23 protein-coding genes are annotated in these 26,400 nt (G+C 68.0%); 10 read left to right on the forward strand and 13 right to left on the reverse strand.

Annotated features, from left to right (window positions below; all coding sequences use genetic code 11):
- Positions 1-83 precede the first annotated feature (83 nt).
- From xylF to ACSQ9A_RS03510, 4 genes are all read left to right on the forward strand, one after another.
- Positions 84-1,106 carry a D-xylose ABC transporter substrate-binding protein gene (gene xylF / locus ACSQ9A_RS03495; RefSeq protein WP_436302687.1) on the forward strand — a complete coding sequence of 341 codons (1,023 nt, stop codon included), beginning with the start codon at positions 84-86 and terminating at the stop codon, positions 1,104-1,106.
- Between the two features lie 4 nt (positions 1,107-1,110).
- Positions 1,111-2,298: a sugar ABC transporter permease gene (locus tag ACSQ9A_RS03500; RefSeq protein ID WP_093105352.1), complete on the forward strand. Its 1,188-nt coding sequence runs from the start codon at positions 1,111-1,113 to the stop codon at positions 2,296-2,298.
- Positions 2,298-3,074 carry an ATP-binding cassette domain-containing protein gene (locus ACSQ9A_RS03505; protein ID WP_436302689.1) on the forward strand — a complete coding sequence of 259 codons (777 nt, stop codon included), beginning with the start codon at positions 2,298-2,300 and terminating at the stop codon, positions 3,072-3,074. Before ACSQ9A_RS03500 ends, ACSQ9A_RS03505 begins: the two co-directional genes overlap by 1 nt.
- Before the next feature lie 61 nt (positions 3,075-3,135).
- The gene (locus ACSQ9A_RS03510; RefSeq protein WP_093105358.1) at positions 3,136-4,299 is read left to right on the forward strand and encodes an ROK family transcriptional regulator; all 1,164 of its coding nucleotides are present in this window, start codon (positions 3,136-3,138) and stop codon (positions 4,297-4,299) included.
- Here the strand turns inward: ACSQ9A_RS03510 and ACSQ9A_RS03515 are convergent.
- Positions 4,287-5,264 carry a tripartite tricarboxylate transporter substrate-binding protein gene (locus ACSQ9A_RS03515; RefSeq protein ID WP_093105484.1) on the reverse strand — a complete coding sequence of 326 codons (978 nt, stop codon included), beginning with the start codon at positions 5,262-5,264 and terminating at the stop codon, positions 4,287-4,289. The genes ACSQ9A_RS03510 and ACSQ9A_RS03515 overlap by 13 nt on opposite strands.
- Positions 5,265-5,425: 161 nt before the next feature.
- On the opposite strand from ACSQ9A_RS03515, the gene ACSQ9A_RS03520 reads away from it, so the two are divergent.
- Positions 5,426-6,886, forward strand: a complete 1,461-nt coding sequence (locus ACSQ9A_RS03520; RefSeq protein WP_436294474.1) for an NAD-dependent succinate-semialdehyde dehydrogenase — start codon at positions 5,426-5,428, stop codon at positions 6,884-6,886.
- Position 6,887: 1 nt separating this feature from the next.
- Here ACSQ9A_RS03520 and ACSQ9A_RS03525 read toward each other — a convergent pair whose 3' ends face one another.
- The 10 genes from ACSQ9A_RS03525 to argH are packed head-to-tail and all read right to left on the reverse strand — an operon-like array spanning position 6,888 to position 16,732.
- A complete protein-coding gene (locus ACSQ9A_RS03525; protein ID WP_436302690.1) occupies positions 6,888-7,871 on the reverse strand; it encodes an NAD(P)H-quinone oxidoreductase in 984 nt (327 codons plus the stop codon).
- Between the two features lie 22 nt (positions 7,872-7,893).
- Positions 7,894-8,763 carry a transporter substrate-binding domain-containing protein gene (locus ACSQ9A_RS03530; RefSeq protein WP_093105366.1) on the reverse strand — a complete coding sequence of 290 codons (870 nt, stop codon included), beginning with the start codon at positions 8,761-8,763 and terminating at the stop codon, positions 7,894-7,896.
- Positions 8,764-8,808: 45 nt separating this feature from the next.
- Positions 8,809-9,582, reverse strand: a complete 774-nt coding sequence (locus tag ACSQ9A_RS03535; RefSeq protein WP_436302692.1) for a class II aldolase/adducin family protein — start codon at positions 9,580-9,582, stop codon at positions 8,809-8,811.
- Positions 9,583-9,594: 12 nt separating this feature from the next.
- Positions 9,595-10,998 carry an MmgE/PrpD family protein gene (locus ACSQ9A_RS03540; RefSeq protein ID WP_436302693.1) on the reverse strand — a complete coding sequence of 468 codons (1,404 nt, stop codon included), beginning with the start codon at positions 10,996-10,998 and terminating at the stop codon, positions 9,595-9,597.
- On the reverse strand, positions 10,995-11,903 hold the full coding sequence (locus ACSQ9A_RS03545; protein WP_436302694.1) for a polysaccharide deacetylase family protein: 909 nt from the start codon (positions 11,901-11,903) through the stop codon (positions 10,995-10,997). The genes ACSQ9A_RS03540 and ACSQ9A_RS03545 overlap by 4 nt, the downstream gene beginning before the upstream one ends.
- Entirely contained in the window at positions 11,900-12,772 is an 873-nt protein-coding gene (locus ACSQ9A_RS03550) for a polysaccharide deacetylase family protein (protein WP_436302695.1), read from the reverse strand. The genes ACSQ9A_RS03545 and ACSQ9A_RS03550 overlap by 4 nt, the downstream gene beginning before the upstream one ends.
- Positions 12,773-12,783: 11 nt before the next feature.
- Positions 12,784-13,614, reverse strand: a complete 831-nt coding sequence (locus ACSQ9A_RS03555) for an ABC transporter substrate-binding protein (protein WP_436302696.1) — start codon at positions 13,612-13,614, stop codon at positions 12,784-12,786.
- A 33-nt stretch (positions 13,615-13,647) separates the two neighbouring features.
- Positions 13,648-14,421, reverse strand: a complete 774-nt coding sequence (locus ACSQ9A_RS03560) for an amino acid ABC transporter ATP-binding protein (protein WP_436302697.1) — start codon at positions 14,419-14,421, stop codon at positions 13,648-13,650.
- A 2-nt stretch (positions 14,422-14,423) separates the two neighbouring features.
- A complete protein-coding gene (locus ACSQ9A_RS03565; RefSeq protein WP_436302699.1) occupies positions 14,424-15,299 on the reverse strand; it encodes an amino acid ABC transporter permease in 876 nt (291 codons plus the stop codon).
- Positions 15,293-16,732, reverse strand: coding sequence for an argininosuccinate lyase (gene argH / locus ACSQ9A_RS03570; RefSeq protein ID WP_436302700.1), 1,440 nt, complete (start codon positions 16,730-16,732; stop codon positions 15,293-15,295). The genes ACSQ9A_RS03565 and argH overlap by 7 nt, the downstream gene beginning before the upstream one ends.
- 175 nt (positions 16,733-16,907) lie before the next feature.
- On the opposite strand from argH, the gene gcvA reads away from it, so the two are divergent.
- Entirely contained in the window at positions 16,908-17,849 is a 942-nt protein-coding gene (gene gcvA / locus ACSQ9A_RS03575; RefSeq protein WP_436294481.1) for a transcriptional regulator GcvA, read from the forward strand.
- An 18-nt stretch (positions 17,850-17,867) separates the two neighbouring features.
- Here gcvA and speB read toward each other — a convergent pair whose 3' ends face one another.
- The gene (gene speB, locus ACSQ9A_RS03580; protein ID WP_436302701.1) at positions 17,868-18,845 is read right to left on the reverse strand and encodes an agmatinase; all 978 of its coding nucleotides are present in this window, start codon (positions 18,843-18,845) and stop codon (positions 17,868-17,870) included.
- 121 nt (positions 18,846-18,966) lie between these two features.
- Between speB and ACSQ9A_RS03585 the strand changes: the two genes are divergently transcribed.
- Positions 18,967-19,935 (forward strand): 2-hydroxyacid dehydrogenase, encoded by a 969-nt coding sequence (locus ACSQ9A_RS03585; RefSeq protein WP_436302702.1) that lies wholly within the window; start codon positions 18,967-18,969, stop codon positions 19,933-19,935.
- A 36-nt stretch (positions 19,936-19,971) separates the two neighbouring features.
- Here the strand turns inward: ACSQ9A_RS03585 and ACSQ9A_RS03590 are convergent, their stop codons facing one another.
- The gene (locus ACSQ9A_RS03590; RefSeq protein WP_436302703.1) at positions 19,972-21,432 is read right to left on the reverse strand and encodes an amino acid racemase; all 1,461 of its coding nucleotides are present in this window, start codon (positions 21,430-21,432) and stop codon (positions 19,972-19,974) included.
- A 96-nt stretch (positions 21,433-21,528) separates the two neighbouring features.
- Here ACSQ9A_RS03590 and ACSQ9A_RS03595 point away from each other — a divergent pair, with 96 nt between their 5' ends.
- The 3 genes from ACSQ9A_RS03595 to ACSQ9A_RS03605 all read left to right on the forward strand — a co-directional run bounded on the left by ACSQ9A_RS03595 (position 21,529) and on the right by ACSQ9A_RS03605 (position 26,399).
- On the forward strand, positions 21,529-22,425 hold the full coding sequence (locus ACSQ9A_RS03595) for a LysR family transcriptional regulator (protein WP_436302704.1): 897 nt from the start codon (positions 21,529-21,531) through the stop codon (positions 22,423-22,425).
- A gap of 195 nt (positions 22,426-22,620) precedes the next feature.
- Entirely contained in the window at positions 22,621-24,732 is a 2,112-nt protein-coding gene (locus ACSQ9A_RS03600; RefSeq protein WP_436302705.1) for a CHAT domain-containing protein, read from the forward strand.
- Positions 24,729-26,399 carry a ShlB/FhaC/HecB family hemolysin secretion/activation protein gene (locus tag ACSQ9A_RS03605; RefSeq protein WP_436302706.1) on the forward strand — a complete coding sequence of 557 codons (1,671 nt, stop codon included), beginning with the start codon at positions 24,729-24,731 and terminating at the stop codon, positions 26,397-26,399. Before ACSQ9A_RS03600 ends, ACSQ9A_RS03605 begins: the two co-directional genes overlap by 4 nt.
- Position 26,400: the final 1 nt, after the last annotated feature.

Here is a 26,400-nt window from a genome sequence, read left to right on the forward strand (position 1 = left end):
TTGCCCGCAGGGATTCCCCGGATGGCCGCCGTCCGGCGCGGTGGACATAGTTCGTCCCTCGAACTAATTCGGAGACCCTGCACATGAAGCTCGACCGCACCCTGACCGCCCTGGCTCTCGCCCTGTCCGCTTTCGGCGCCTCTGCGCAAACGGTGGTCGGCGTGAGCTGGTCCAATTTCCAGGAGGAGCGCTGGAAGACCGACGAGGCCGCGATCAAGGCGCAGTTGGAGAAGCTGGGCGCCAAGTACATCAGCGCCGACGCCGGCGGTTCGCCCGAGAAGCAGCTCGGCGACATCGAAGGCCTGATGTCCAAGGGCGCCAAGGCGCTGATCGTGCTCGCGATGGACAAGGACGCCATCCTGCCGGCAGTCAACAAGGCCACCCGGCAGAAGGTGCCGGTGGTGGCCTACGACCGGCTGATCGAAGCGCCCGGCGTCTTCTACATCACCTTCGACAACGTCGAGGTCGGCCGCATGCAGGCGCGCGCCGTCTACAAGGTGCAGCCCAAGGGCAACTACGTGTTCATCAAGGGCTCGCCCACCGATCCCAACGCCAACTTCCTGCGCGCCGGCCAGCAGGAGATCGTCGCCGAGGCCGTGAAGAAGGGCGACATCAAGATCGTCGGCGACGAATACACCGATGGCTGGAAGCCCGAAGTCGCGCAGAAGAACATGGAGCAGATCCTCACCAAGGTCGGCAACAAGGTCGATGCGGTGGTGGCGGCCAACGACGGCACCGCCGGCGGCGCGGTGGCGGCGCTCACGGCCAAGGGCATTCGCGGCATTCCGGTATCGGGCCAGGACGCCGACTTCGCGGCGCTCAACCGCGTCGCGCTCGGCACCCAGACCGTGACGGTGTGGAAGGACTCGCGCGAGCTCGGCCGCGAGGCCGCCTCCGCCGCGATCGCCCTGACCCAGGGCAAGACGCCGGAGAAGGCCGCCAACTGGAGCGGCGGCGAGAAGAAGGTCGCGATCTCGTCGCGCCTCCTCACGCCGGTGCCGATCACGCGCGACAACCTCGACGTGGTGGTCAAGGAAGGCTGGATCAAGAAGGCCGAGCTCTGCAAGGGCGTGTCTGGCGACAAAGCCCCGGCCGCCTGCAAATAGGGCTATGAGTCAGTCCCCGGGGCTGTGGCGCAGGAGCGGCATCGACCTGCGCCTGCTCCTGATGAGCGTGCTGCTGGTGGTGATGGCCATCGTCTTCCACGTGCTCTCGGGCGGCGTCTTCCTGTCGCCCGAGAACCTCTACAACATCGCGCAGCAGACCGCCGTGGTGGGCATCGTCGCGACCGTGATGGTGCTGGTCATCGTCGCGCGCCACATCGATCTCTCGGTCGGCTCGGTGATGGGCTTCGTCGGCGTGCTGGTCGCCTACCTGCAGTACACGTCGGGCTGGTCCTGGCCGGCGGCCTGCCTCGCGGGCCTGGCGGTCGCGCTCCTGGTCTCGCTCTACCAGGGCGGGCTCACCGCGATGCTGGGCGTGCCTTCCTTCGTGGTCACCTTGGGCGGCCTCATGTCCTTCCGCGGCGCCGCCTTCCTGGTGGCCGACGGCAAGACGCAGCCGGTCAACGACGAGTTCTTCCAGCGCCTGGGCGGCGGCTACGACGGCGGCATCGGCACCACGGCCACCTGGGTGCTGGCTGCGGTCGTGGGCGTGGTGCTGTTCGCGCGCAAGCTGCAGCAGCGGCGCGCGCGCCAGCGCCACGAGATGCCGGTCGAGCCGCTGTGGCTGGACCTGCTGCTCACGGCCGTGCCGGTGGCCGTCGTGTTCGCCTTCGCCGCAACGATGAACAGCTACCAGATCTCGTCGAAGACCGAGCCGCAGGGCATCCCGATCCCGGTGCTGATCTGGGCCGTGGTCGCGGTCGTGCTGTCCTTCATCGTGCATCGCACGCGCTTCGGGCGCTACGTGTTCGCGATGGGCGGCAACCCGGACGCGGCCGCGCTGGTCGGCATCCCGGTCAAGCGCGTGACGATGCTGCTGTTCGCCCTGCTCGCGGTGCTGGTGACGGTGGCCGCGATCGTCTCCATCGCGCGCCTCAACGCCGGCACCAATTCGCTCGGCAGCGGCATGGAGCTCTACGTGATCGCGGCGGCGGTCATCGGTGGCGCTGCGCTGGCCGGCGGCAGCGGCTCGATCTTCGGCTCGGTGCTGGGCGCGCTGATCATGCAGTCGCTCGACAGCGGCATGCTGCTGCTGGACGTGCAGATCGGCAAGCGCATGGTGATCATCGGGCAGGTGCTGATCGTCGCGGTCGTCTTCGACGTGCTCTACCGCAAATACTTTGGAGAGCGTTGATGAGCGCCGCGACACAACCCCTGGTCGAGCTGCGCGACATCCACAAGGCCTTCGGCGGCGTTAAAGCGGTGGACGGCGTCAGCGTCAACCTCTATGCCGGCGAGGTGGTCGCGCTCCTGGGCCACAACGGTGCCGGCAAGTCCACGCTGATGAAGATGCTCGCCGGCGCCTACCCGGTCGACTCGGGCGAAACGCTGATCGCAGGCGAGCAGGTCCACATCCGCACGCCTTCGGAGGCCCAGGCGCAGGGCATCGAGACCATCTACCAGACGCTCGCGCTGGCCGACAACCTCGACTCGATCTCCAACCTCTTCCTCGGCCGCGAGAAGCTCACGCCCTGGCGCACGCTGGACGACCACTTCATGGAGAACCAGGCGCGCAAGGTGTTCCAGCGCCTGAACAAGAACTTCACCAACATCCGCGTGCCGGTGCGGCGCCTGTCGGGCGGCCAGCGGCAGGTGGTCGCGATCTCGCGGGCCCTGTACTTCAACGCCCGCATCCTGATCATGGACGAACCCTGCGCCGCGCTGGGCCCGGAAGAAACCGCGATGGTCGGCAGGCTGGTGAAGCAGCTCAAGGCCGACGGCGTGGGCATCTTCCTGATCACCCACGACATGCCCGATGTGTTCGGCTTGAGCGACAGGCTGGCCGTGATGAAGAACGGCCGCCTGGTCGGCACCTACCGCACGGCCGACGTGACCGAGGACGAGGTGCTGGGAATGATCATTGCGGGCAAGCGGCCAGAAGGCAAGGTGCAGGCCGAACACGCCGGATGAGCGCCGCGCCGGGCCGCCCCAAGCAAGCTCGCACCGCAGTGCGAAGCACGAAGGTTACTTGATGACCACGATAGGCGACCAGCAGCTGGTCAGGCGCATCAACCGCAGCGTGCTGCTGCGCCTCCTGCGCGCCAAGCCAGGGCTGTCGCGTGCGCGGCTGGCGGCCGAGAGCGGGCTCACCAAGTCCACTGTGAGCCTGCTCGTGCGCGAGCTGCTCGAGGATGGCTGGCTGCGCGAGGCTGGCGCGGCCGTCGCCGACGGACTGGGGCGGCCCTCGATCCCCCTGCAGATCCACGCCGGCGTGCGGGCTTTGGTCGGTGTCGAGATCGCGGTCGAGACCTTGCGTGTGGTGTGCGTCTCGCTGTTGGGCGAACTGCTCCATTCGGAAGCCTGGCCCTTGCACGAGCATGCGCCGCGCGCGGTATGTCGGCAGGTCGCGCGCATGGTGGCCGCCGCACACCGGCACCTGAGCGCCGCGGGGCTTCAGCCCTCGGGCATCGGCGTCGGCGTGCCCGGCGCGGTGGACGACGCGACCGGCCAGGTGCGCTTCGCCCCCAACCTCGGGTGGCGGGAGGTCAGCTTGCTGCCGGGCCTGGTCGAGGCGCTGGCGCAGGAGGGCATCGCGGATGTGCCGGTCCAGCTGCAGAACGATGCCGACGCGGCGGCGCTGGGCGAGTACGAGTTCGCGGGCGGCGAGGGCGAGGACCCGCTGGTCTTCGTGAGCTGCGATGTGGGTGTGGGCGCCGGCGTGGTGCTCAACGACCGCCTCTTCACCGGCGCGCACGGCATGGCGGGCGAGATCGGCCACACCATCCTGCAGGTGGAAGGGCCGCTGTGCTCCTGCGGCCGGCGCGGCTGCGCCGAGGCCTTCCTCGGCTCGCGCGTGCTGGGCAGGGGCGCCGACGCCGCGCGGCGCGGCGCGGCCTTCCTGGGCGTGCTGCTCCAGAACCTCTGGGTCACCTTCGAGCCGCGCGCGATCGTGGTTGGCGGCCAGTCATGCCAGGCGAATCCGCAACTGCTGGACGGGGCGATCGAGGTGGTGCGGCGCTATGCCGAGAGTGCCGGCATGCCGCCACCGGTGGTGCGCGGCGCGCGCCATGGGGAATGGGCGCCGGCGGTTGGAGCGGCAGCACTCGCTTTGCACGAGTACCTGCGGCCGCTCCATCCGGATTCGAAGGCACGGCGCGAGCGCGCCGTGCGAGGGAATCAATTTCAGTCGGCGTAGACGCCGGCAGCCTTGATGATCGGGCTCCACTTGGCGATTTCGGCGGCGACGAACTTCTTGTGCTCGCCCGGCTCGACGCGGCTGTCGGCGGTCACCACGGCGCCCAGGCCTTCCTGCTTCTTGATGAAGTCCGGATCCTTCAGCGCGACCTTGAGCGCATCGTTGAGCTTCTTGGTCACCGCGGCCGGCGTGCCCTTGGGCGCGTAGAGGCCGTGCCAGATCGTGATCTGGAAGTCCTTCAGCCCCGATTCCTGCAGCGTCGGCAGGTCCTTGAGCAGCGGCGTCGTCAGGCGCTTCGAGGTGGTCACGGCGTAGGCCTTGACCTTCTTGGCTTCGATCTGCGGCGAGGTGTTGGTGGTCTGGTCGCACAAGAGGTCGATCTGGCCGCCGATCAGGTCGGTGATCGCGGGCGCCGTGCCCTTGTAGGGCACCGGCGTCATTTCGGTCTTGGTCGCGCTCTGGAAGAGCAGGCCGCACAGGTGCGACGCCGAGCCCACGCCCGCGTTGCCGAGGTTGATCTTGCCCTTGTTCTCCGCAATCCAGGCGGTGAGCTCCTTGTAGTTGTTCGCCTTCATGCTGGGCTTGGCGATCAGCGTCATCGGCACGTCGTTGACGATGCCCAGGTATTCGAAGTCGCTCTCCACCTTGAAGGGCACGTTGCGCACCAGGGTCGGGACGGTCGCCATGCCGATGTGGTTCAAAAGCAGCGTGTAGCCATCCGGATTGGCGCGCGCCACCTTGGCGGCACCGATCGAGCTGCCGGCGCCGGGCACGTTGTCGACCACGATGCTGACGCCGCCCAGGGGCTTGCGCAGCGCCTCGGCCAGGTCGCGCGCGACGCGGTCGGTCGGGCCGCCGGCGGAGAAGGGCACCACGATGCTGATGGGCTTGCTGCCCGGGAAATCCTGGGCGTGGACGCCGACGACCGCGGCGGCAATGGCCGTGAAGGCTAGCAGTTTTTTCATGGTCATTCCATGTTCAATCCGAGTTCAAGGGCCGCGATCTTATCGGGTGCGGATGGCCGGACGAATACCGGATTGCCCTTAAGGGATACCGCCGTCCACCTGTTTACAGGCAGCCGCCGTGGTTATCGTGGTCCCTGGAACCCGAGACAAGGAGCACAGGCATGCTGAAACTGAAGGATCCGACCCTGCTGCGCCAGCAGGTTTTCGTCGCCGGCGAATGGGCGGACGCGGACAGCCGCGAAACCATCCCCGTCACCAACCCCGCCAACGGCGAGCAGATCGGCACCGTGCCGAAGTGCGGCACCGCCGAAACCGTGCGCGCGATCGCCGCCGCGGAAACGGCCCAGCGCAACTGGGCCCGGCGCCCGGCCAAGGAACGCTCGGCCATCCTGCGCAAGCTCAACGACCTGATGCTGGCCAACGTCGACGACCTGGCGCTCATCATGACCACCGAGCAGGGCAAGCCGCTGGCCGAGAGCAAGGGCGAGATCGCCTACGCGGCCTCCTTCATCGAATGGTTCGCCGAAGAAGCGCGCCGCGTCTACGGCGACACGATCCCCGCCCCGCAGGCCGATCGCCGCATCCTCGCGTTGAAGCAGCCGGTCGGCGTGACGGCCGCCATCACGCCCTGGAACTTCCCGGCCGCCATGCTCACGCGCAAGGCCGGCCCGGCGCTGGCCGCGGGCTGCTCGATGGTGGTCAAGCCCGCGACGCAGACGCCGTTCTCGGCCCTGGCCTTCGCCGAGCTCGCCGACCGCGCCGGCTTGCCCAAGGGGCTGCTGTCGGTGCTCACCGGCTCCGCCTCCCAGATCGGCGGCGAGATGACGAGAAGCCCTATCGTGCGCAAGCTCACTTTCACCGGCTCCACCGAAGTCGGCCGCACGCTGATGAAGCAGTCGGCCGACACCATCAAGAAGCTCTCGCTCGAGCTCGGCGGCAACGCGCCCTTCATCGTCTTCGACGATGCCGACATCGATGCGGCGGTCGAAGGCGCGATGGTCTCCAAGTACCGCAACACCGGCCAGACCTGCGTCTGCGCCAACCGCATCTACGTGCAGCGCGGCGTGCTCGAGGCCTTCACCGAGAAGCTGGTGGTCAAGGTCCATGCGCTGAAGGTCGGCGCCGGCACCGAGCCCGGCGTGACGCAGGGCCCGCTGATCGACGACAAGGCGGTGGCCAAGATCGAGGAGCATGTGGCCGATGCGGTGAAGAAGGGCGGCAAGGTCCTGGCCGGCGGAAAACGCCACGCACTCGGCGGCAACTTCTACCAGCCCACCGTGATCGGCGGCGCGACGCCCGGGATGCTGGTGGCGCACGAAGAAAGCTTCGGCCCGCTGGCGCCGATCTTCGCCTTCGACACCGAGGCCGATGCGATCGCCGCGGCCAACGACACCGAGTTCGGCCTGGCCTCGTACTTCTACAGCCGCGACGTCGGCCGCATCATGCGCGTGGCCGAGCAGCTGGAGGCCGGCATCGTGGGCGTGAACACCGGCCTGATCTCCACCGCCGAGGCGCCCTTCGGCGGCGTCAAGCAGTCGGGGCTCGGACGCGAAGGCTCGAAGTACGGGCTCGACGAGTTCCTCGAGATCAAGTACGTGTGCCTGGCGGGGCTGGACAAGTAGCTCAATCCTTCATGCGCACGACGATCTTCCCGACATGCCGGCCTTCTTCCATGTATCGATGGGCATCGCTCATGCGGTCCAGGGGAAACATGCGGTCGATGACGGCAGAGATCCGGCCTGCCGCGACATGAGGCCACAGCGCGCGCCGGACGCCTGAGACGATCCGTGCCTTGGCCGCCAGCGGCCGGTCGCGCAAGGAGGTGGTGAAAAGAGAGCCGCGCTTGCCCATCATCTTGCCGAGCGGTATCTGTCCATCCCGGCCGCTTTGCAAGCCGATCATGGCGATGCGGCCATCGGGCGCGAGGGCGTCTATGTTCCTCGGCAGGTACGAGGCGCCCATGTTGTCGAGGATCACATCCGCGCCCCGGCCGCCGGTTTCCTTCTTCACCACGGCGACGAAGTCCTCCGTTCGGTACGAGATGGCGCGCTCGGCGCCGAGCGCCACGCAGCGCTCGAGCTTGTCGGCGCTCCCCGCTGTGGCGAACACGCGTGCATTCAAGGCCCGCGCCGTTTGAATGGCGAAGGTGCCGATGCCTCCCGCCCCGCCATGAACCAGAAGAACCTCTGCGGCGCAGAGCCCGGAAATGTCGAGCAGGTTGGACCACACCGTGCAGGCCGCTTCGGGCAATGCCGCCGCATCCACCAGATCCACGATCGGCGGGACGGTCAGCAGCTGGGTTGCCGGCGCGCAGACACGCTCTGCGTAGGCCCCGCCTGCAACCAGCGCGCACACGCGGTCTCCGACCGCCCAATCCGCCACGTCCGGGCCGATCTCGAGAATCGTTCCGGAGCACTCGATGCCCAGAACTGCCGGCAAGGTCGTCGGCGTGCCGTAGCTTCCGCGCCGCTGCAGCAGGTCGGCGAAGTTCAACGCCGTCGCATGGACATCGATGACGACCTCCCCTGCGCCCGGACGAGGATCCGCAAGCCCGGCAAGCGACAGGACTTCCGGCTCGCCGGTGCGATCAAGAACTACCGCACGCATCTTCGCTCCTGCTGCAATACCATCAATTGCCCGCGTCGATCGTGACTTCCGCGAGCGCCTGCCGCCCGATGCCGTACTTCTGCAGCACCTGCTTGTAGCTCCCGTTCTTGATGGCAGCAGTCACGGCTGTCGCGACCGCGTCCCGCAGGGCGGGCTCGTTCTTGTCGAAGGCAAAGCCGAACAGCGTCTTGTTCAGGGGCTCGCCGACCAGGGCGTAGACGCCGGGCTCCTCATTCATCAGATAGGAGACGTACTCCGGGCCGAGAACCGCCGCGTCCAGCCGGCCCTGCTTGAGGTCGAGACGCGTCGCCGTGGCGCCGGCGGTTCCGTTGACCGTGGAGGCGGCCTTGCCCGCGCCGACGCAGTTCTTGTCGCTCCAGGCGATGGTCACCGGGTAGTAGCTGGTGGTCCGCGGCACGCCCACGGTCTTGCCGCAAAGATCGCCGGCGGCCTTGAGCGAATCCTTCTTGCCGCTGGTCGTGAAAGGCTGCGCGCCGGTGGCGAGGTAGTCGACGAATGTGAGTTTCTCGCGCCGCGAAGGCAGGTCCGTGAACGCCGTGCCGATCATGTGGATGCGGCCGGTCGCCAGCGAGGGCGAGAGCTGTTCGAAACTCATCTCCTCCCATTGCACCGAGACGCCCAGTTCCTTGGCGATGATTTCCACCAGCTCGACATTCACGCCGATGCGCTTGTTGGACTGGGGATCCTTGTAAGCCATCGGCGGATAGGTCGACTCGATGCCGACGACGAGGGTGCGCGTGGCCTTGATCTTTTCCGACAGAGGCGTTGCTGCGATCTGCGCCAGGGCGGCCGGCGGTCCCGACAGCGCCAGGCCGATGCCTGCGCACAGCGTGCATGCCCGAAGCGCGTGGACAAGGGAGGAGTGCTTCATTGCTGCGATTTCCTTTCTGTGGATGGGTTCGATGGGTTCGCTTCTTCAGGCCTGGTACTGGCCCGCCTGGGCCTCGATGAGCCGGCGCGCCGCCTGCCAGGTCAACTGCACGATCTCGGCGGACTCCCCGCTTTCGAACTGCTCGGCCGTCAAGGCCTGCACTTCGACGGGCGGTGTGCGAATCGGCATGCCACCCGCGAGCGCGTTCACCTGGATCTGGCACGCCCGCTCCAGGAACCAGAGTTCATGGAAGGCGTCGGCCACGGCGGCGCCGCCGACCAGCAAGCCGTGGTTGCGCAGGATCATTGCGTTGCAGCGCCCCAGGTCTGCGACCAGGCGCTCGCGTTCTCCGAGCTCGAGCGCGATGCCCTCGTAGTCGTGGTAGGCCAGCCGCCCGTGGAACTTCAGCGCGTGCTGACTGATGGGCAGCAGGCCCGCTTCCTGTGCCGACACCGCCGCGCCCGCAGCGGTATGGGTGTGGATCACCCAGTGCAGGTCGGCGCGCGCCGCGTGCACGGCCGAGTGGATCGTGAAGCCGGCCCTGTTGATGCGGAAGCGCGCATCGGGCGCACCGTGCGCGCGCCCGTCGACCACGTTGCCGTCGAGATCGATCTTCACGAGATCGGAGGCACGCATCTCCTCGAACAGCAGGCCGTAGCGGTTGATGAGAAAGTGCGCCTCCGGGCCCGGCACGCGCGCAGAGATGTGCGTGTCGATCAGGTCGGTCATGCGAAAGTGCGCGACCAGCCGGTACAGCGCCGCGAGTTCGCAGCGCGTCGCCCATTCCTCGTGGCCGATTCCTTCGGGAGGGTTATTCATGGGGTGTTCCTCTCAGCGAATCAACTCGTGTCGTTCGGACTGGCCGGCCAGGAGAGGCAGCAGCGCGCGGGCATCGTCGAGCTCGTCGAGGTGAAGGACGCGATCGGCCAGCGCATCGGCTTGCTCGGCCGGCAGCGCAATGGCGGCCAGTTCACTGAACTTCGCGCGCAGCGCGGCATCGCTCAATGGGTTGGCGGGTGAGCCGAGCGCAATCGGCACGTGATGCGAAACGCTCGCGCCACGCTGGGGCGTGACGCTGACCACCGGCTCGTCCAGCGCGGCCATCTCCGGGTCGACGTGCAGGCGGACCAGTGACATCGCGGCACTCAGGCGCGCATCCTTGCGTGCCGGCGCGAGATAGCGCGCGAGGCCGGCGTCGCCGAACACCCAGGCGATGGCGATCGCGTACGGCATGCTCATCTGCGCACTGGAGAGCGAGGCCAGGTCGCGCCCGCCGCACATGTCGTGCACGAACGCGCTGAGGCGCACGTCGATGCGGCCCACCTGCTGCGCCAGCCCCGGATTCGCCGCCATCAGATGCAGCACGGCGTCGATGGTCGAATGATTGCTGCGGCACGAAGCATGCGGTTTGATCGAGCAGCGCATCAGCTTCCAGACGCTGCCCGCCTCGGCCAGCAAGGCCTCGGGTTGCTTCGACGCGGACGCGAAGGCGTTGAAGAAGCCGCCCCACACATCGTCGAACACCTGCGTCGGACCGCTGACGCCCTGTGCCGCGAGCAAGGCTGCCGTGAGCCCGCCTTCCGCCGCCCGCCCGGCATGAAGGCGCTTGGTTTGCGATGCGTCGTGAATGAAAGCCCACAGCCCGCTGCTGAAGCTGGCGGCATGGCCGAATGCGGCCGCGGTCTCTGCCGCGTCGAGTCCCAGCAGATGACTTGCTGCTGCAGCAGCGCCGAAGGTGCCGCAGGTGGCGGTCGAATGCCAGCCCTTGCCGTTGTGCGCCGAATAGCCGCCGCAGGCCTCGAGCACGCGCCGTCCTATGTCGTATCCCAGCACGACGGCGGTGATGAGATCGCGGCCGGAGACGGGCCGGGGGCGCGCGTGCCCGGCCGGCACGGCCAAGGCCGCGATGGCCGCGGGCAGCACGACGGCGCCCGAATGGTCGCAACCGCCGGTGTCGTCGAGCTCCAGCGCATGCGCCGCCACGCCATTGGCGAAGGCCGCGTCGCGTGCACCCAGCGAACGCGTCGTGCCCCACACCGGCGATGTTCCGGCACTGGGTTCAGCGCCGAGCATCTGCAGCACCTGGCGCGGCTCGAACGCGGCAGCGCCGACCAGCGTCGCGCCGAAGGTATCGAGGATGTGGCGTTTGGCGCGCGCCACCACCTCGGCAGGCAGGTCGTCGTAGCGCGTGCCGGCGCAGAAGTGCGCCAGCTGCAGGGAAATGCTGTCGCTCATGGCGCGACGGAAGCTTCGTGAAGCGGTGAGAAGACGTCGACCGGATGGCCGGCCTCGTTCCCGGTGTGACGGCTGCTCCACCACGCGGCAACATCCCGCCCCGTCGCGACCCACACGTCGTCGTGCGCCAGCACGCCGGCGAGGAATTCGCGCAGCAGGTCGATGCGCCCCGCCGTGCCGATGATCTCGGGATGCAGGCGCAAGGGAAGGCACAGGCCGAAGCGGCGGAAGCCCGCGAAGTCCTGCTGCCAGTTGCCCAGCACCTCGCGGTACGACGCGATGCGCGGCTGGCCCACCGGCACCGGCGGATAGAGGTTGAAGGCGAAGTAGGGCTCGTCTTCCAGTTCGTAGTGGAGCGGAATCTCAACCAGCGCCTGCGCGGCATCGCCCGAGGGTGGATGCAGATAGGGCAGGTCGTCGCCGCGCCAGGACGAAGACCACCGGATGCCCGCCGCGCGCAGCTGCTGCGTGAAGCCTGGCGCCCAGTTGCCGAAGGGCGAGCGAAAGCCCACCGGCGCCTCGCCGATGACCTCGGCCAGCACGGCCTGCGCGGACAGCAGGCTGTCGCGTTGCTGCGCCAGGCTCAGCGCGTCGAAGTTCTCGCAGCCGAAGGATGCGTTGCCGATCTCGTGACCGGCCTCGTGAATGCGTCGCACCGTCGCGCGATGTTCGAGCGCGACGCTGCCGGGCACGAACCAGCTCGCGCCGAGCTTGAACTCCTCCAGCACGCCGAGCAGCCGGTCCACGCCGCGCCTGGCGCCGTACTGCCACACCGACAGGCTCTTCTCGCGCCCCGCCATCCGCGGCTCCTGCGCAAGGATGCCGGCAGCGTCGAAGAAGTCGACCGTGACGACGAAGGCCATCCGCTTGCCCTCGGGCCAGTGGCTGCGTGCCGGCGGCTTCATGCGAGGACCCTCGCGCCGGCATGCTGCTCGCGCCACCACTGCGCGACCTCGCCGCAACGGGCGAACCACACGCCTTCGCGGCTGCGCATGTGCTGGCACAGGCGTTCCAGCAGCAGGATGCGTCCGGGCTTGCCCGAGACCTTCGGATGGAACAGCGTCGTCATGCACAGGCCGTCGCGGTGCGAGCCGTCGAACTCGCGGCGCCAGTTGTCGAAGGTGGCGTCGTAGCTCGCGATGCGGTCGAGGCCGGCGGGATAGTCAGGGTTGCGCTGGTAGGCCAGCGATGCGTAGTCGTCCAGCTCCCAGCGGCCCGGGATCTCCACCAGGCTGCGGCCGCTGGCCGCATGCTCGATGAAGTAGGGCCGGTCATCGCCGCGCATCGAACTCGAATAGCGCACGCCGGCGTCGAGCAGGATCTCGATCGTGTCCGCGCCCCAGTCGCCCGAGGGTGTGCGAAAGCCGGCGGGCGTGAGGTCCAGGTGCTTGCGGAACAGCGCGAGTGACAGCGCCATCACTTCCTGCTGGCGCTCGCGCGTCAGCTGCCAGAAGGCCTCATGCCGGTGGCCGTGGTAGCCGATCTCGTGGCCGCGTTCGACGATGGCGCGGATCTGCGCCGGCCAGTTCTCGAGCACCCAGGTCGGCACGAAGAAGGTCGCCGGTATGCGGTACTCGTCGAGCATGTCCAGCAGATAACCGACGGCGCGCCACGGGCCGTAGGCGCCGAGCGTGAAGAAGGAAGGATTGCGCCAGATCGAGCTGTCGAGCATCGCGTTGCCGGTGGGGCCGTCGACATCGAAGGCGAGCGCAACGCTCGATTGCACGCCTTCGGGCCAGAGACGGGGCGGTGCGGCGTCGCCGATCGCTTGCACGGGCATGCGCTTCAGTTGGCGCTGTCGATGATCAGCTTGGGCACTGCGTAGTCGGCGAGGCCCCACTTGGCGGCGATCTTCGCGTAGCTGCCGTCGGCGATGAGCTTGGTCATGGCCTCGCTCAGCTCGGCCGCGAGCGCCTCGTTCTTGCGGCCGATCGCCAGGCCGACGTACTGGAAGGCGAAGGGCTTGCCGACCGTCGCGTACGTGTTCGGCTCCTGTCCCATGATGTAAGGCAGCGTTTCGCCGCCTTGCACCGCCGCGTCGAGGCGGCCCTGGCGCAGCTGGGTGCGCGCGTCGGCCGAGCCGTCGGTGCCCGTCACGATGATCGCCGGCTTGCCGGCCTTCACGCACTGGGCGTCGCTCCACTTGCCGATCTCGACCGGGAACGAGGTGCGGCGGCTCGCGCCCACTTTCTTGCCGCACAGCGCGGTCATGCTGGAGAACTCGACCGCCCGCGCACTCGTCACGTAGAACTGCGGGCCGGTCTTCAGGTAGTCGATGAACTTGACCGCGTCGCGACGCTCCGGCAAGTCGGTCATGCCGGAAAGAATGATGTCGACGCGGCCGGTGGCGAGCGAGCTCATCATCTGGTCGAAGCTGGTTTCTTCCCATTTGATCGTGGTGCCGAGCTTGGCCGCGAGTGCCTCGCCCAGGTCGATGTCGAAGCCGCTCAGCTTGCCGCTGGCCGGGTCCTTGAACTCGAGCGGCGGGTAGTTGGAGACCACCGCGGCGGAGATCGGCGCGCCCTTGGCGCGCGCGGTTTGTGCCTGCGCCAGCGGCAGGACCAGCGCGAAGGCTGCGGCGAGGAGGCTGAGACGTGTGAGTGGGCGGCAAGTCATGCGGGAGCTCCGGAGGTGGTCAAAGAAAAAAAGTCAGCCGCGAACGGCGGAAATGAACTCGCGGGTGCGCGGATGCTGCGGGGCGGACAGGACCCGTGCGGGCGTGCCGGTCTCGACGATCTGCCCCTGGTCCATGAACATCACGCGGGTCGCCACGTCGCGGGCAAAGCCCAGTTCGTGGGTGACGACGACCATGGTCATGCCGCTGGTCGCCAGGTCGCGCATGACCGACAGCACCTCGCCGACCAGCTCGGGGTCGAGCGCCGAGGTGGGCTCGTCGAACAGCATCAGCTGCGGCCGCATCGCCAGCGAGCGGGCGATCGCCACGCGCTGTTGCTGGCCGCCCGAGAGATCGATCGGGAAGGCCTCGCTCTTGTGGGCGAGGCCGACGCGATCGAGCAGCGCGCGCGCTTCGGCGAGCACCTCCTCGCGCGGGCGGCGCTGCACGCGCAGCGGGCCCTCGATCACGTTCTCCAGCGCCGTCATGTGCGGGAACAGGTTGAAGCGCTGGAACACCATGCCGGTCTTCAGGCGCTGGCGGGCGATCTCGGTTTCGGACAGCGCGTAGAGCTTGTTGCCCACCTGGCGAAAGCCGACCAGTTCGCCGTTCACCCAGAGCGCGCCGTCGGTCACGGTTTCGAGCTGGTTGATGCAGCGCAGGAAGGTGCTCTTGCCGGAGCCGGACGGGCCGATGACGCAGAGCACCTCGCCGGCGGCGATGTCGAGCGTGATGCCCTGCAGCGCCTGAAAGTCGCCGAAGCTCTTGCGCACGTCGACCGCGCGCACGATGGGATCGGTATGGCGCATGCTCACTGCCTTGCCGCAGCGCGCCCTGCGCCGCGTGCGTAGTAGGACTCGACGCGCGACTGCAGCAGCGAGAGCACCGTGACCACCACGATGTACCAGATGCCGGCCACGATCAGCAGCTCGATCACGCGGGCGTTGGCGTAGTAGATGTTCTGCGCGTTGTGCAGCATCTCGGCGTACTGGATCACGCTGGCCAGCGAGGTCAGCTTGATCATGCCGACGAACTCGTTGCCGATCGGCGGGATGATCACGCGCATCGCCTGGGGCAGGATCACGCGGCGCAGCGCGAGCAGGCGCGGCATGCCGATCGACTTGGCGGCCTCGTACTGGCCGACGTCGACCGACAGCAGGCCCGCGCGCACCACCTCGGAGGTGTAGGCGCCCTGGTTGATGCCGAGACCCAGCAGCGCGGCGAGGAAAGGCGTCATCAGCTCGACCGTGCGCATCTCCCACAGGCCCGGGATCCCGATGGTCGGGAACACCAGCGCCAGGTTGAACCACAGGAGCAGCTGCAGGATCACGGGCGTGCCGCGAAACAGCCATGTGTAGCCGCGTGCCACCCAGCTCAGCACCGGATTGGCCGACACGCGCATCACCGCGGTGATCACGCCCAGCACGATGCCCAGCCCCATCGCCAGCACGCTCATCACGATGGTGTTGACCAGGCCGGTGAGTATCGATTGCGCCGTGAGGAACTTGCCGACGTACTGCCATTCGATCTTGCCGCGCGCAAAGGCGTTGAGCACGAACAGCAGCGCCACCACGATGAGCGTGGTGGCGATGTAGCGCCCCCAGTAGCGGCGCGGCACATGTTTCAGATGGGAAATGCCGGCCGGCGTGGACGCATCCGGCGGTGCGGTGGCTGCGGCCGTCAGCATCGCGGCCCCGTGTAGTCGGCGATCCACGCGCCATGTTCCGCGAGCCGGGTCTTCAGACGTGCGATCTGCTCGCGCACGCGCTCCGGCGCGGTGCCGCCCTGGCCGTGGCGCGCCGACACGGCGGCTTCGAGCGTCAGGTGCTCGAGCACTGCGGGCTTTAGCCGCGGGTCGACCTCGGCCAGCAGCAGGGCGGAGACATCGCTCAGTTCGATCTGCTTCGCTTCGCAGGCCTTGACCAGCGCGCCGGTGATCTCGTGCGCTTCGCTGAAAGGCACGCCGTTCACCGCCAGCCAATCCGCCACCTCGGTGGCGAGCGTGAAGCCCAGCGGCGCCTGGCGCTTCAGCTGCTCGACATCGACGCGCATCGTCCGGATCATTCCGGCCATGGCCGGCAGCACCAGCGACAGGGTGTCGATGCTGTCGAAGGCCGCGCTCTTGTCTTCGGCCAGGTCGCGGTTGTAGGCCAGCGGCAGCGACTTCAGGGCAGAGAGCATTCCCGTCAGGTTGCCGATCAGGCGGCCGGCCTTGCCGCGGCTCAGTTCGGCGATGTCGGGGTTCTTCTTCTGCGGCATGATCGAACTTCCGGTGCAGTAGCCGTCGTCCAGCTCCACCCACCGGAACTGCCGCGATGACCACAGGACCACCTCTTCGGACAGGCGCGACAGCTCGACCGTGAGCATGCTGGCGACGAACAGGAACTCGCACACGTGGTCGCGCGCCGCGACCGCGTCGATCGAGTTCTCGCACGGTGCGTCGTAGCCGAGCTCCATCGCCGACAGCTCCGGCGAGCGGCAGATCGCCGAGCCGGCCAGCGCGGCGGCACCGAGCGGCGAACGTGCGCTGCGGCGGTCCCAGTCGACCAGCCGGTCGATGTTGCGGCCGACGGCCTGGGCATGCGCCATCAGGTGATGCGCGAACACGATGGGCTGCGCGGGCTGCAGATGGGTGAAGCCGGTCGACAGCGTGCCGATGTGCAGCTCGGCCTGCGCCACGAGCGCGTGCTGCAGCTCGAGCACGGCGCTGGCGAGGGTGCGCGCCCGGTCGCGCAGGTACAGCTTCAGGTCGTTGGCGGCCTGGTCGTTGCGCGAGCGGCCGGCGCGCAGCTTGCCGCCGATGGCGCCGAGCCGCAGGGTCAGCACGCGCTCGAGGAAGGTGTGCACGTCTTCGTCGGCTTCGGAGGGATGCAGGTCGCCGGCGGCGTACTCGCGCTCGACGGCATCGATGGCCGCGAGGAGCTGGGCCAGTTCGTCGACCTTCAGCACGCCCGCGCGCTGCAGCTCGCGAGCATGGGCGCGGGAGCCGGCCAGGTCGTAGGGCACGAGCCTGAAGAAACTCGGCTCCGATCGCGACAGCGCCTTTAGTGCCGCCGACGGTTCCGACCTGAAACGGGCTCCCCAAAGACGCTGCGTGGCACTCGCTTCTTGCGCTTCCATATCGTTACCACAAAGTGACAATGGGCTGCATCGTAGTAAGAATGACCAGCGCTGGAAAACGAGATTAAGAACCGGGTTGCCTGCAAAAAATCTCAGCATCCGGAGGACACGGCCCTGCCGAAACTGCGGGGAAACGAGGGTTGTGGCCTGAACCTTGCTGGCATCCCATCCCCCCATGGACAAACCCACAGAAGAACACTCCGTGCACGACATCGCGAAGCGCCTGGCGGTGCGCAGCCGGCTGCCTCCGCTCAATGCCTTGCGAGCCTTCGATGCCACTGCCCGCCACCTGACCGTGGTCAAGGCTGCCGACGAATTGAGCGTGACGCCGAGCGCTGTCAGCCATCAGCTGCGCACTTTGGAAGACGCACTCGGCGTGCAGCTGTTCACGCGCAACAAGACGCGCCTGAAACTCACTCCCCACGGCGAGGCGTTGCTGCCCTCGATCCGTGCGGCCTTCCAGATGATTGCTTCCGCGGCCGCCAGGCTGGGCGACAGCGTGATGATGGGCGACCTGGTGGTGTCGGTGCCGGTCGGGCTCGCCTCGCGCCTGCTGACGCGTCACATCGGCGAATTCATGGTGGCGCATCCGGACGTGCGGCTCAAGCTGATCGCCTCCAACGAGGACAAGGAGGTCTACCTGCCCTCGGTCGACCTGTGCATCCGCTACGGCACGGGCATCTGGCCCGAGCGGCAGGTGCGGCTGCTGAGCCATGTCGAGTTGTTCCCCGTCTGCAGCCCCGCGATGATCAACGGGCCGGTGGGAGTGCGGGCGCTCGACGACCTGAAGCATCACATGCTGTTGTGCGAGGACGGCGGCACCGAGTGGACGCGCTGGCTGCTCGCGGCCGGCATGCCGGCCAGCGGCTTTCGCATGACCGAGATGGGCAACGCGCACATCGCGATCGAGGCGGCACTTCATGGCCAGGGCGCGGCCCTGGGCGACAGCCTTCTGGTGGGCGACGACCTGGCCGAAGGCCGGCTCGTGCGGCTGTTCGAGAACCGCATTCCGGCCAAGCACGCGTACTACCTCGTGTGCCGCCACGAAGTGTGCGAGAACCCGCTGGTCGCGGGCTTCACCGATTGGATCCTCGGCAAGGTGCGAACCGGCGAATAGGCGCGCCACGCCTCGGCTTCAGTCGCGGTACACCACGCCGGGCAGCACGCACAGCATCTCGAACGCGAGGTTGGCGCCGACCAGCGCCGTCGTTCCGTGCGGATCGTAGGGCGGCGAGATCTCGACCAGGTCGGCGCCCACCAGGTCGAGGCCATGCAGGCCGCGGATGATCTCCAGGCCCTGGTGCACCGTCAGTCCGCCGATCTCCGGCGTCCCCGTGCCCGGCGCGAAGGCGGGGTCGAGGCCGTCGATGTCGAAGCTGAGGTAGACCGGCCCCTTGCCCACACGCTCCGCCACTTCCTTCATCAGCGGGACCAGGCTCTTGTGCCAGCACTCCTCGGCCTGCACCACGCGAAAGCCCTGCTCGCGGCACCAGTCGAAATCGTCGGCGTGGTAGCCGGTGCCGCGCAGGCCGATCTGCACCACGCGCCGGCAGTCGAGCAGGCCCTCTTCCACCGCGCGGCGGAAGGGCGTGCCGTGGGCGATCTTCTCCCCGCCCATGGTGTCGTTCACGTCGGCATGCGCGTCGACGTGGACCACGCCGATCGGGCCGTGGCGCTTGTGCATCGCACGCAGGATCGGCAGCGCGATGGTGTGGTCGCCGCCGATGCTGATGGGGCGGCAGCCGTTGGCGATGATGGCGTCGTAGGCCGTGGCGATGCGGTCGATCGAGTCGAAGATGTTGTAGGCGTTGGTGGCCACGTCGCCGATGTCGGCGACCTGCAGCGAGTCGAAGGGCGCGGCGCGCGTTGCCATGTTGTAGGGCCGCAGCAGCACGGACTCGCTGCGTACCTGGCGCGGGCCGAAGCGGGCGCCCGAACGGTTGGAGGTGCCGAGGTCGAAGGGCACGCCGACGAAGCAGGCGTCGAGGCCTTCGGTCGTTTCCTGGAAGGGCAGTCGCATCATCGTCGCGATGCCCGCGAAACGCGGCACGGCGTCGCCGCTGAGCGGCTGGTTGAAGCCTGTGCGTTCAGGATGGAGGTGCGAGGATGGCATGAGCGAACCGGGCGATGGGATCGAACGATCATAGGAAGACGCGCGCGCAGCGGACTTCAAAAATCTCAGCATCTCGGCTTAGATTTATTGCGCCGGCTTGGTTCCCTGCTGCCTAGCATTGGTGGATTCGCCCGACGCTCCCTACCGGATGACCGCCACCGCACCCCATATCTTCTTCAGCAGCAACCTCGATTCACCGCAAGCCTGGCGCGAAGCCTTGGCGCGGCACCTCGGCGACTTCAGCTTCACGGTCGGGCCGCATTGCGCGGATCCGGCCGCGATCGATGTCGCATTGGTCTACAAGCCGCCGAAGGAGGGCCTGCTGGCGTTCAGGAACCTGCGTGCCGTGGTTTCGCTGTCGGCCGGCATCAACCAGTTCTCCCCCGCGATGCTGCCTGCGGGCGTGCCCTTGTCGCGGTCGATCGATTCGACGCTCACGCAGCACATGATCGCGTATGCGAAGGCCGCCGTGTACCGCTATCACCGCAGGTTCCACGTGTTCGAGCGCAATTCGCGGGAAAGCGCATGGCGCTTCGAGCTGCCGAAGTCGAATGCCGAGACCACCGTGGGCGTCCTGGGCCTGGGCGAACTCGGCAGCGCCGTCGCCAGCGCGCTGGCCGCCGATGGTTTCGGCGTTCAGGGCTGGAGCCGCAGGGCGAGAGATCTGCCGGGCATCCGGACCCACGCCGGCGACGCCGGCCTGCACGCGATGGCAGCCGGCGTGGACATCGTCATCAATGTCCTGCCGCTGACCGATGCCACCGAGGGCATCCTCTCGGGGCGCTTGTTCGCGAGCTTCAGGCAGGGCGCCTTCCTCATCAACATGGGGCGAGGCGGGCACCTTGTCGAACAGGATCTTCTGAGGGCCCTCGACGAGGGCCGCATCGCCGCGGCCACGCTCGATGTCGTCCAGGTCGAACCCTTGCCCGAGGGGCATCCGTTCTGGGCCCACCCCGGCATCCTGATCACGCCGCACATCGCCGGCATCACCTCGCCGGAATCGGCCGCGCCGCAGATCGCGGAGAACATACGCCGTGCGATGCGAGGCCAAGGCTTGCTGAATCAGGTCGACTGGGCGCGAGGCTACTAGAACAGGTCGACCCGCGCGCGCGGGCGCATGAGAGTTTTAACGTGCGGATTGACTGAATTCGATGCATCGCCGGGCCAGCACTTGGGCCGGGTCAATGACGGGGACCCGCTTGCCCTGGACCTCGTAGTCGAGGTTCTGCTGAATCAGCAGCGGAAGCTCGGTGCATCCCAGAATCACCACCTCCGCACCGCTACGCACCAGGTGCCCGATCGCGTCCTCTACCGCGGCCCGGCAGTGATCGTCCAGGAAGCCTGCCTTGACGCCTCCGGGTCCGTAGATGACCTCCATGATCTGCTGCTGGACGACAGGCTCAGGCGTTGTCACTTGCCGCATCGCGCGTTCGATCTCGTCGTGATAGACGCGGCTCGCAACGGTCCCGGTGGTCGCGAGCAGGCCGATGTTCCTGAGGCCCGCGTACTCCCTCGTGATGAATTCGACCGTCTCCCGCAGCATGTGGACGATCGGGATGTCCAGCATCGGCTGGATGTATTTCACGAACGCATGGGCTGTATTGCAGGGAATCGCGATGATGTCGGCGTCGGCATCCTGCAGCTTCTTGCACGTGGCATACAACGCCAGCGTCGGATCGAGACCATCCCGAATCAGGTATTCGGTGCGGTCTGGAATCTGAGGGTTCTGCTCCACCACGAACTTGAGGTGGTCCTGATCCCGTGCCGCGGGTGTGGCCCGAACCAGCTTGTCAAGAAAGCTGACCGTGGCGGCCGGCCCGACGCCGCCCAGCACACCGATCTTGAACGGCCGCGTTCCGGAGGCATGGTTGGCTTCTGCTGCGAACTCGGCGTAGACCTGGTTCGAGTCGACGACCGCAAGGCCGGCCGCCGCGGCCTTGCTGTGCAAGCTGTCCATTGCGACGCACAGCACGGTACTTCCGACCAGAACCAGTTCAGCGCCCTGATCCGCAAGGTCGTCGTACGCGCGCTCGACAGCCTGAAGATCCGCCGCCGACACTGCATATTCCCCGAGGGATGAGGCACTCAGTGTTTCGATCGTTGCGGTGAGCTCCCGCAACGCCGTGGCGCGCGGGTAGATCAATTCCAGGGCTCCGCCGTCGAAACGGCTTTCGAACAGGCCCAGCGACTTGACCGAAGCCGATGCGAGCACGCCGATTCTTCGCACGCGCGGGTATCGGCTCGACACATGCTTCGCCAAGGCGTCAAGCATGCTCACGATCGGCGTTTCGGAGACCGGTGCCAGCTCGGACGCGAATCGATGGGATTCGATCGTCGGCAGCAACACGCCCGCGAGATCGGTATCGTCCATCCGCCAGATCGAGTCGAAGAGGGCGATCTTGCCGCGCTCGATCTCGGCTTCGCAGGTCGCAGGTGCATCCTCGAATGCCGAGTCCGGATCGAGCACGACCCGGTACTTCCGGGGCGCCTGGGCAGCGCAGATCGCTTCCATCTTCGCGGCGATATCGGCCGCCCCGAGATGCTCGGGCCGACCGACGACGAGAAGTGATCGGAGCCTCGGTGTCATGGATGGAGATTCTGGTTGGCGAGACGCCCTTTGTCGCATTGAAAGATGGCTGCAAACCATTAAGTGATCTAATACCCTGACTGCACAAGATTGATCATGCGGCTCAAGCACATCGAGGTCTTCAACGCGATCATGCTGACCGGAACGGTGAGCGGCGCGGCTCGCCTGCTTCACGTCACCCAGCCCGCCGTCACCTTGACGCTGCAGCACGCCGAGCTGCAGCTGGGCTATGCACTGTTCACTCGCCAGCGCAACAGGCTGGTGCCCACCAGCGAGGCCCAGGCGCTCTATCCGGAAGTGCAGTTGCTCGTGTCGCGGCTCGAATCCGTGCGGCGGCTTTCCACCAGCCTGCGCCGGGGCGGCCGCACCGAGTTGCGCCTGCTGATCGTTCCCTCCCTGGCCGTTCGCGCGCTGCCGGATGCCTTGAAGCTGTTTCGCAAGCGCTACCCCGACCTGGCCGTGGCGATACGAATGCTGCACTCGCACGAGGTGACCCAGGCGATTGCGCTGCGCGAAGGCGATGTGGGCATCGTCTATGGCGCCATCCAGCATCCCGGCGTCCAGCAGGTCCCCATCGCCGCGGGCCGTCTGGTCTGCGTGTCCCTGAAGTCCGGGCGCGCGAGCGACCGGCGTACCACGGTGGAATTGACCGAGCTCATGCGCAGCGGCTTCATCCGCATCGACGAGCGCGATCCGATCGGCGCCATGCTGGCCGAGCAGTGTGCCCACCATGGCGGGGAGCCCGAAGGCGGCCTGACCGCGCAGACGCATCACATTGCCATGGTGTTTGCCGAACAGGGGCTCGGGCCGGCCATCGTCGACTCGTTCACGGCAGCCGCCACCACCAGCGATGCCTTGCAGGTGCGCACGCTGCTGCCCGAAGTACCGGTCAGCGTTCAGGCGCTGTTGCCGCAAGGAGAACGATCGCCGAAACAGGCCGCTGATTTCATCGAGGCCTTCAAGGCGGTCATCGTCAGCGCCCCGTCCGGTTGAGCCTCCCGCGCCAGGAGCAAGGCCCAAGGCCTACGCCCTTCGCGCTAGACCGTATTGCGAATAGGCGACCCCAGAGGCCACTCCTAGACTCCCGCGACGAGGTCTGAGAGGCGCGCACTTCCGCTGCGTCGCGGCTTGCGCCAAGCGGGCCTACAGACTGCGCGCGGGGGTCGAATGCAAGGTTCTTCGAGGTTCGTGTGGGCGCACTCTGCGCGCAAGTGGATCGCAGGCGCTCTCGGACTCGGGGCGCTCGTGGGCTGCCAGTGGGCCATGGCGCAGGCACCCGATGCCGAGGCGGCGGCCAGCAAGCAGGAGCAGGCGCGGCTCGCCGACACCGACACGCTATTCGCGCTCACCAACGACGGCGCGGTGCTCTATGCGCAGGACAGCCCCAAGCTCTCGGGCTATCAATACTGCAGCCAGGCGGTGGCGCTGGCCGAGGCGGGCGAGTTCCGCCAGAGCGTGCGCGCCGCGAGCAAGGCGCTGCACCTGGCCAACGCCACGCGCGACCCCAACCTGCTCGCGATGGCGAACCGCGATCTCGCCATCGTCTACAGCTACTCGGGCCAGCTCGAGAAAGCCGAGGAGTTTGCGCGCGAGGCGCTCAAGCATCCGGCGCGCGATCCCAAGCTGGTCGTCGGGCCGGTGCACAAGGTCATCGGCGACGTGCAGACCCGGCGCGGCGACTATGCCGGCGCGGTGCAGAGCTACGACACCGCGCTCGCCAACAGCTCGCAGCGTTATGCGCCGCTGGTGCAGTCCTCGCTCGTCAATGCGCTGATCGAGTCGGGCGAGCCGGCACGCGCGCGCCAGCTGCTCGGCACGCTGCCGCCGCCGCGCGAGGCGCCGCTGGCCGCGCAGCTCGAGCGCACGCGCGCGCGGCTGCTGCTGGCCGAGAACAAGCCGGCCGAGGCGCGCGACCTGTACCTGCAGCTGACCACACGTTCGGTCGGCACCGACAGCGGCTACTACCAGCTCTGGGCCTGGGACGGCGTGGCGCGCAGCGAACTCGCGCTGGGGCAGAAGCAGGCCGCGGCCGAGGCGGTGGGCCGCGCGCTCGGCGGCGTCGATGCAGTGCGCGCGAAGTTCCGCAGCGAAGAATTCAAGATGGGTTTGTTCTCCGATCTGCAGGCCGTGTTCGAGCGCGGGGTCGGCCTCTACAGCGAGGTGGGCGATGCGCGCCAGGCCTTCGAACTCAGCGAGCGCAGCCGCTCGCGTGCGCTGCTCGACGCGGTGCGCGGCCGGGCCCGCGTGAGCAGCGAGGCGGCCGCAACCGTCGACCTCGCGACCCTGCAGCGCACGCTGGCGCCCGACGAACGCGTGCTGCAGTTCCATGCGCTGCCCGACCGCCTGCAGGCCTGGGTGGTCAGCCCCTCCGGCATCGAGGCGAAGAGCATCGCGATCAAGCGCGACGACCTGACCGAACTGGTCGAGACCTTCCGCAACTCGGTGGTGCGCGGCCGGCGCGCCGCCATCGCCAATGCCGACAAGCTGGGCGCCGCGCTGCTCGGTCCGCTCGCGTTGAAACCGGGCGAGCGCCTCATCATCGTGCCGCACGGGCCCTTGCATTACCTGCCTTTCCAGGCGCTGCGGCTGAACGGGCGCTACGTAATCGAGACGCATCCGGTCTCGGTCGCGCCCTCGATGAGCATCGCGGTGCAGCTCGCGCAGCGCTCGCCGCGCGTCGACGCCGCGCTCATCGCCTTCGGCAATCCGCGCATCGAAGACAAGTACGACCTGCCCGGCGCCGAGGTCGAGGTCAAGCAGCTCGCGCAGCTCTTCCCGCGCAACAACGTCTACATGGGCGCCGCCGCCACCAAGACGCAGTTTCGCGACGTGGCCTCGCGCGCACCGCTGATGCACGTGGCGGCCCATGCCGAAGCCGACCAGGTCGATCCACTCTACTCGCGCATCCTCCTGGCCAACGAAGGCGGCAAGCAGAACTTCCTGGAAGCGCACGAGATCCTTGGCCTGCCGATGCAGGGCACTGCGCTGGTCACGCTGTCGGCCTGCGAGTCGGGGCTGGGCCGCATCGCGCAGGGCGACGAGGTGCTGGGCTTCACGCGCTCCTTCCTCTCCGCAGGCACGTCGAGCCTGATCTCCTCGCTGTGGCCGGTGTCGGACGACGCCACCGCCATTCTCATGAGCACGCTCTATGCCGAACTGGCCAAGGGCAGGGACATCCAGCAGGCCATGCAGGCCGGGCAGCTGGCCGTATTGAAGGAACCCCGCATGTCGCATCCGTTCTTCTGGGCCCCGTTCAACCTGATCGGCAACTGGCGGTTGAAGGTGGGGAGCCCGGCATGAGGGGCGTCGGCTCGGTGGTAGCTGTCGCGCTGGCGCTGGCCGCGCAGGTCGCGCAGGCCGCGGACGAAGAGGCCACGACGCTGCTGCCCACCCAGGATCCGTGCGGCAGCTGCGACCGCCAGGTCGCGCAGGCCTCGCCCGCGCCGCAAAGCCTGCCCGCGCCGCCCGTGCCGGCGGCCGCGTTCCGCCTCAACGACCTGCGCCTCAACGGCGTCAAGGCGCTCAGCAACGAAGAGCTGCAAAGCATCACGCAGCCCTACATCGGCCGCGACGTGACACTCGGCGATCTGGAGGCGCTGGCGCAGGCCATCACCGCCAGGTACCGCGAGCGCGGCTATTTCCTCGCGCAGGCGGTGGTGCCGGTGCAGACCGTGCAGGGCGGCGTGGTGGAGATCAGCGTGATCGAAGGCCGGCTCGGCAAGATCGACGTGATCGTGGCGCCCGATGCGCCGATCGCCGAGGCCCGCGTGCGCGCCTTCCTCGCGCCGGTGCAGCCGGGGGACGCGGTCAGTGCGCAAAGCTACGAACGCGCGATGCTGCTGCTGTCGGACCAGCCCGGCATCCGTGTCGCCTCCGGCTTGCAGGAAGGCACGCAGCCCGGCACCACCGATCTTTCGGTCGAGGTGACGGCGGCGCGGCGCTGGGTCTTCACCGCCGAGGCCGACAACCACGGCACCAAGGAGTCCGGCCGCTACCGCGTCGGTGGCAGCGCGCGCTGGCTCAGTCCCTTCGGCATCGGCGACAACCTCGACATGCGCGCGATGGTGTCCAACGACAACGGGCTGGTGTTCGGCCGCGTGGCCTACGAGGCGCCAATCGGCAGCAACGGGTGGCGCGCCGGCGTGGGTCTGGCGCGCGTCAACTACGAGCTCGGCGGCCAGTTCGCCGACCTCGATGCGCAGGGCACGGCCAACGTGCTCGACTTCTCGCTCAACTACCCGCTGATCCGCCAGCGCCAGCAGAACCTTTTTCTGCGCCTGGGCGCCGACGTCAAGGACCTCGAGGACGAGTTCGGTGCGGTGGGCTTCACCACGAAGAAGCGGGTGCAGGGCCTCGGCCTCGGCTGGACCTGGGAGCGGCGCGACGAGGTGCTGGGCGGCGGCTACTGGGCCAGTTCCGGCACGCTCTACCGCGGCAAGCTGGACATCCGCGATCCGCAGACCCTCGCGTTCGACCAGAGCATCGGCGGCCACCGCACCGAAGGCGGCTTCACCAAGCTGAGCTTCCTGGTCTCGCGGCTGCAGGCCATCGTGCCGCGCCATTCGGTCTACCTGTCGCTCGGCGGCCAGTGGGCCAGCAAGAACCTCGATGCCTCGGAAAAGCTCGCGCTCGGCGGCGCGCGCGCGGTGCGCGCCTACCCCTCCGGCGAGGTGCTGGCGGACGAGGGCGTGATCGGCATCGTCGAATGGCGCTGGTCCTACAACGAGGAGCTCACGCCCTTCGTGTTCTATGACGCGGCGCGCGGCAAGCTGGCGCGCGACCCGACGCCCTTCGACGGCGAGAACCGCCTGAGCCTGCGCGGCTACGGCATCGGCGTTTCGTGGGCGCGGCCCGGCAACTTCGCCATCAACGCGACGCTCGCCTGGCGCGACGGCACCCGCGCGGCGCAGACCGACGGCGGCGGCCGCAATCCGCGCCTCTACGTGCAGGCGCAAAAGGCCTTCTGAC

It is taken from the genome of Variovorax sp. LjRoot290 (genome assembly GCF_964253985.1).
Taxonomy (GTDB): domain Bacteria; phylum Pseudomonadota; class Gammaproteobacteria; order Burkholderiales; family Burkholderiaceae_C; genus Variovorax.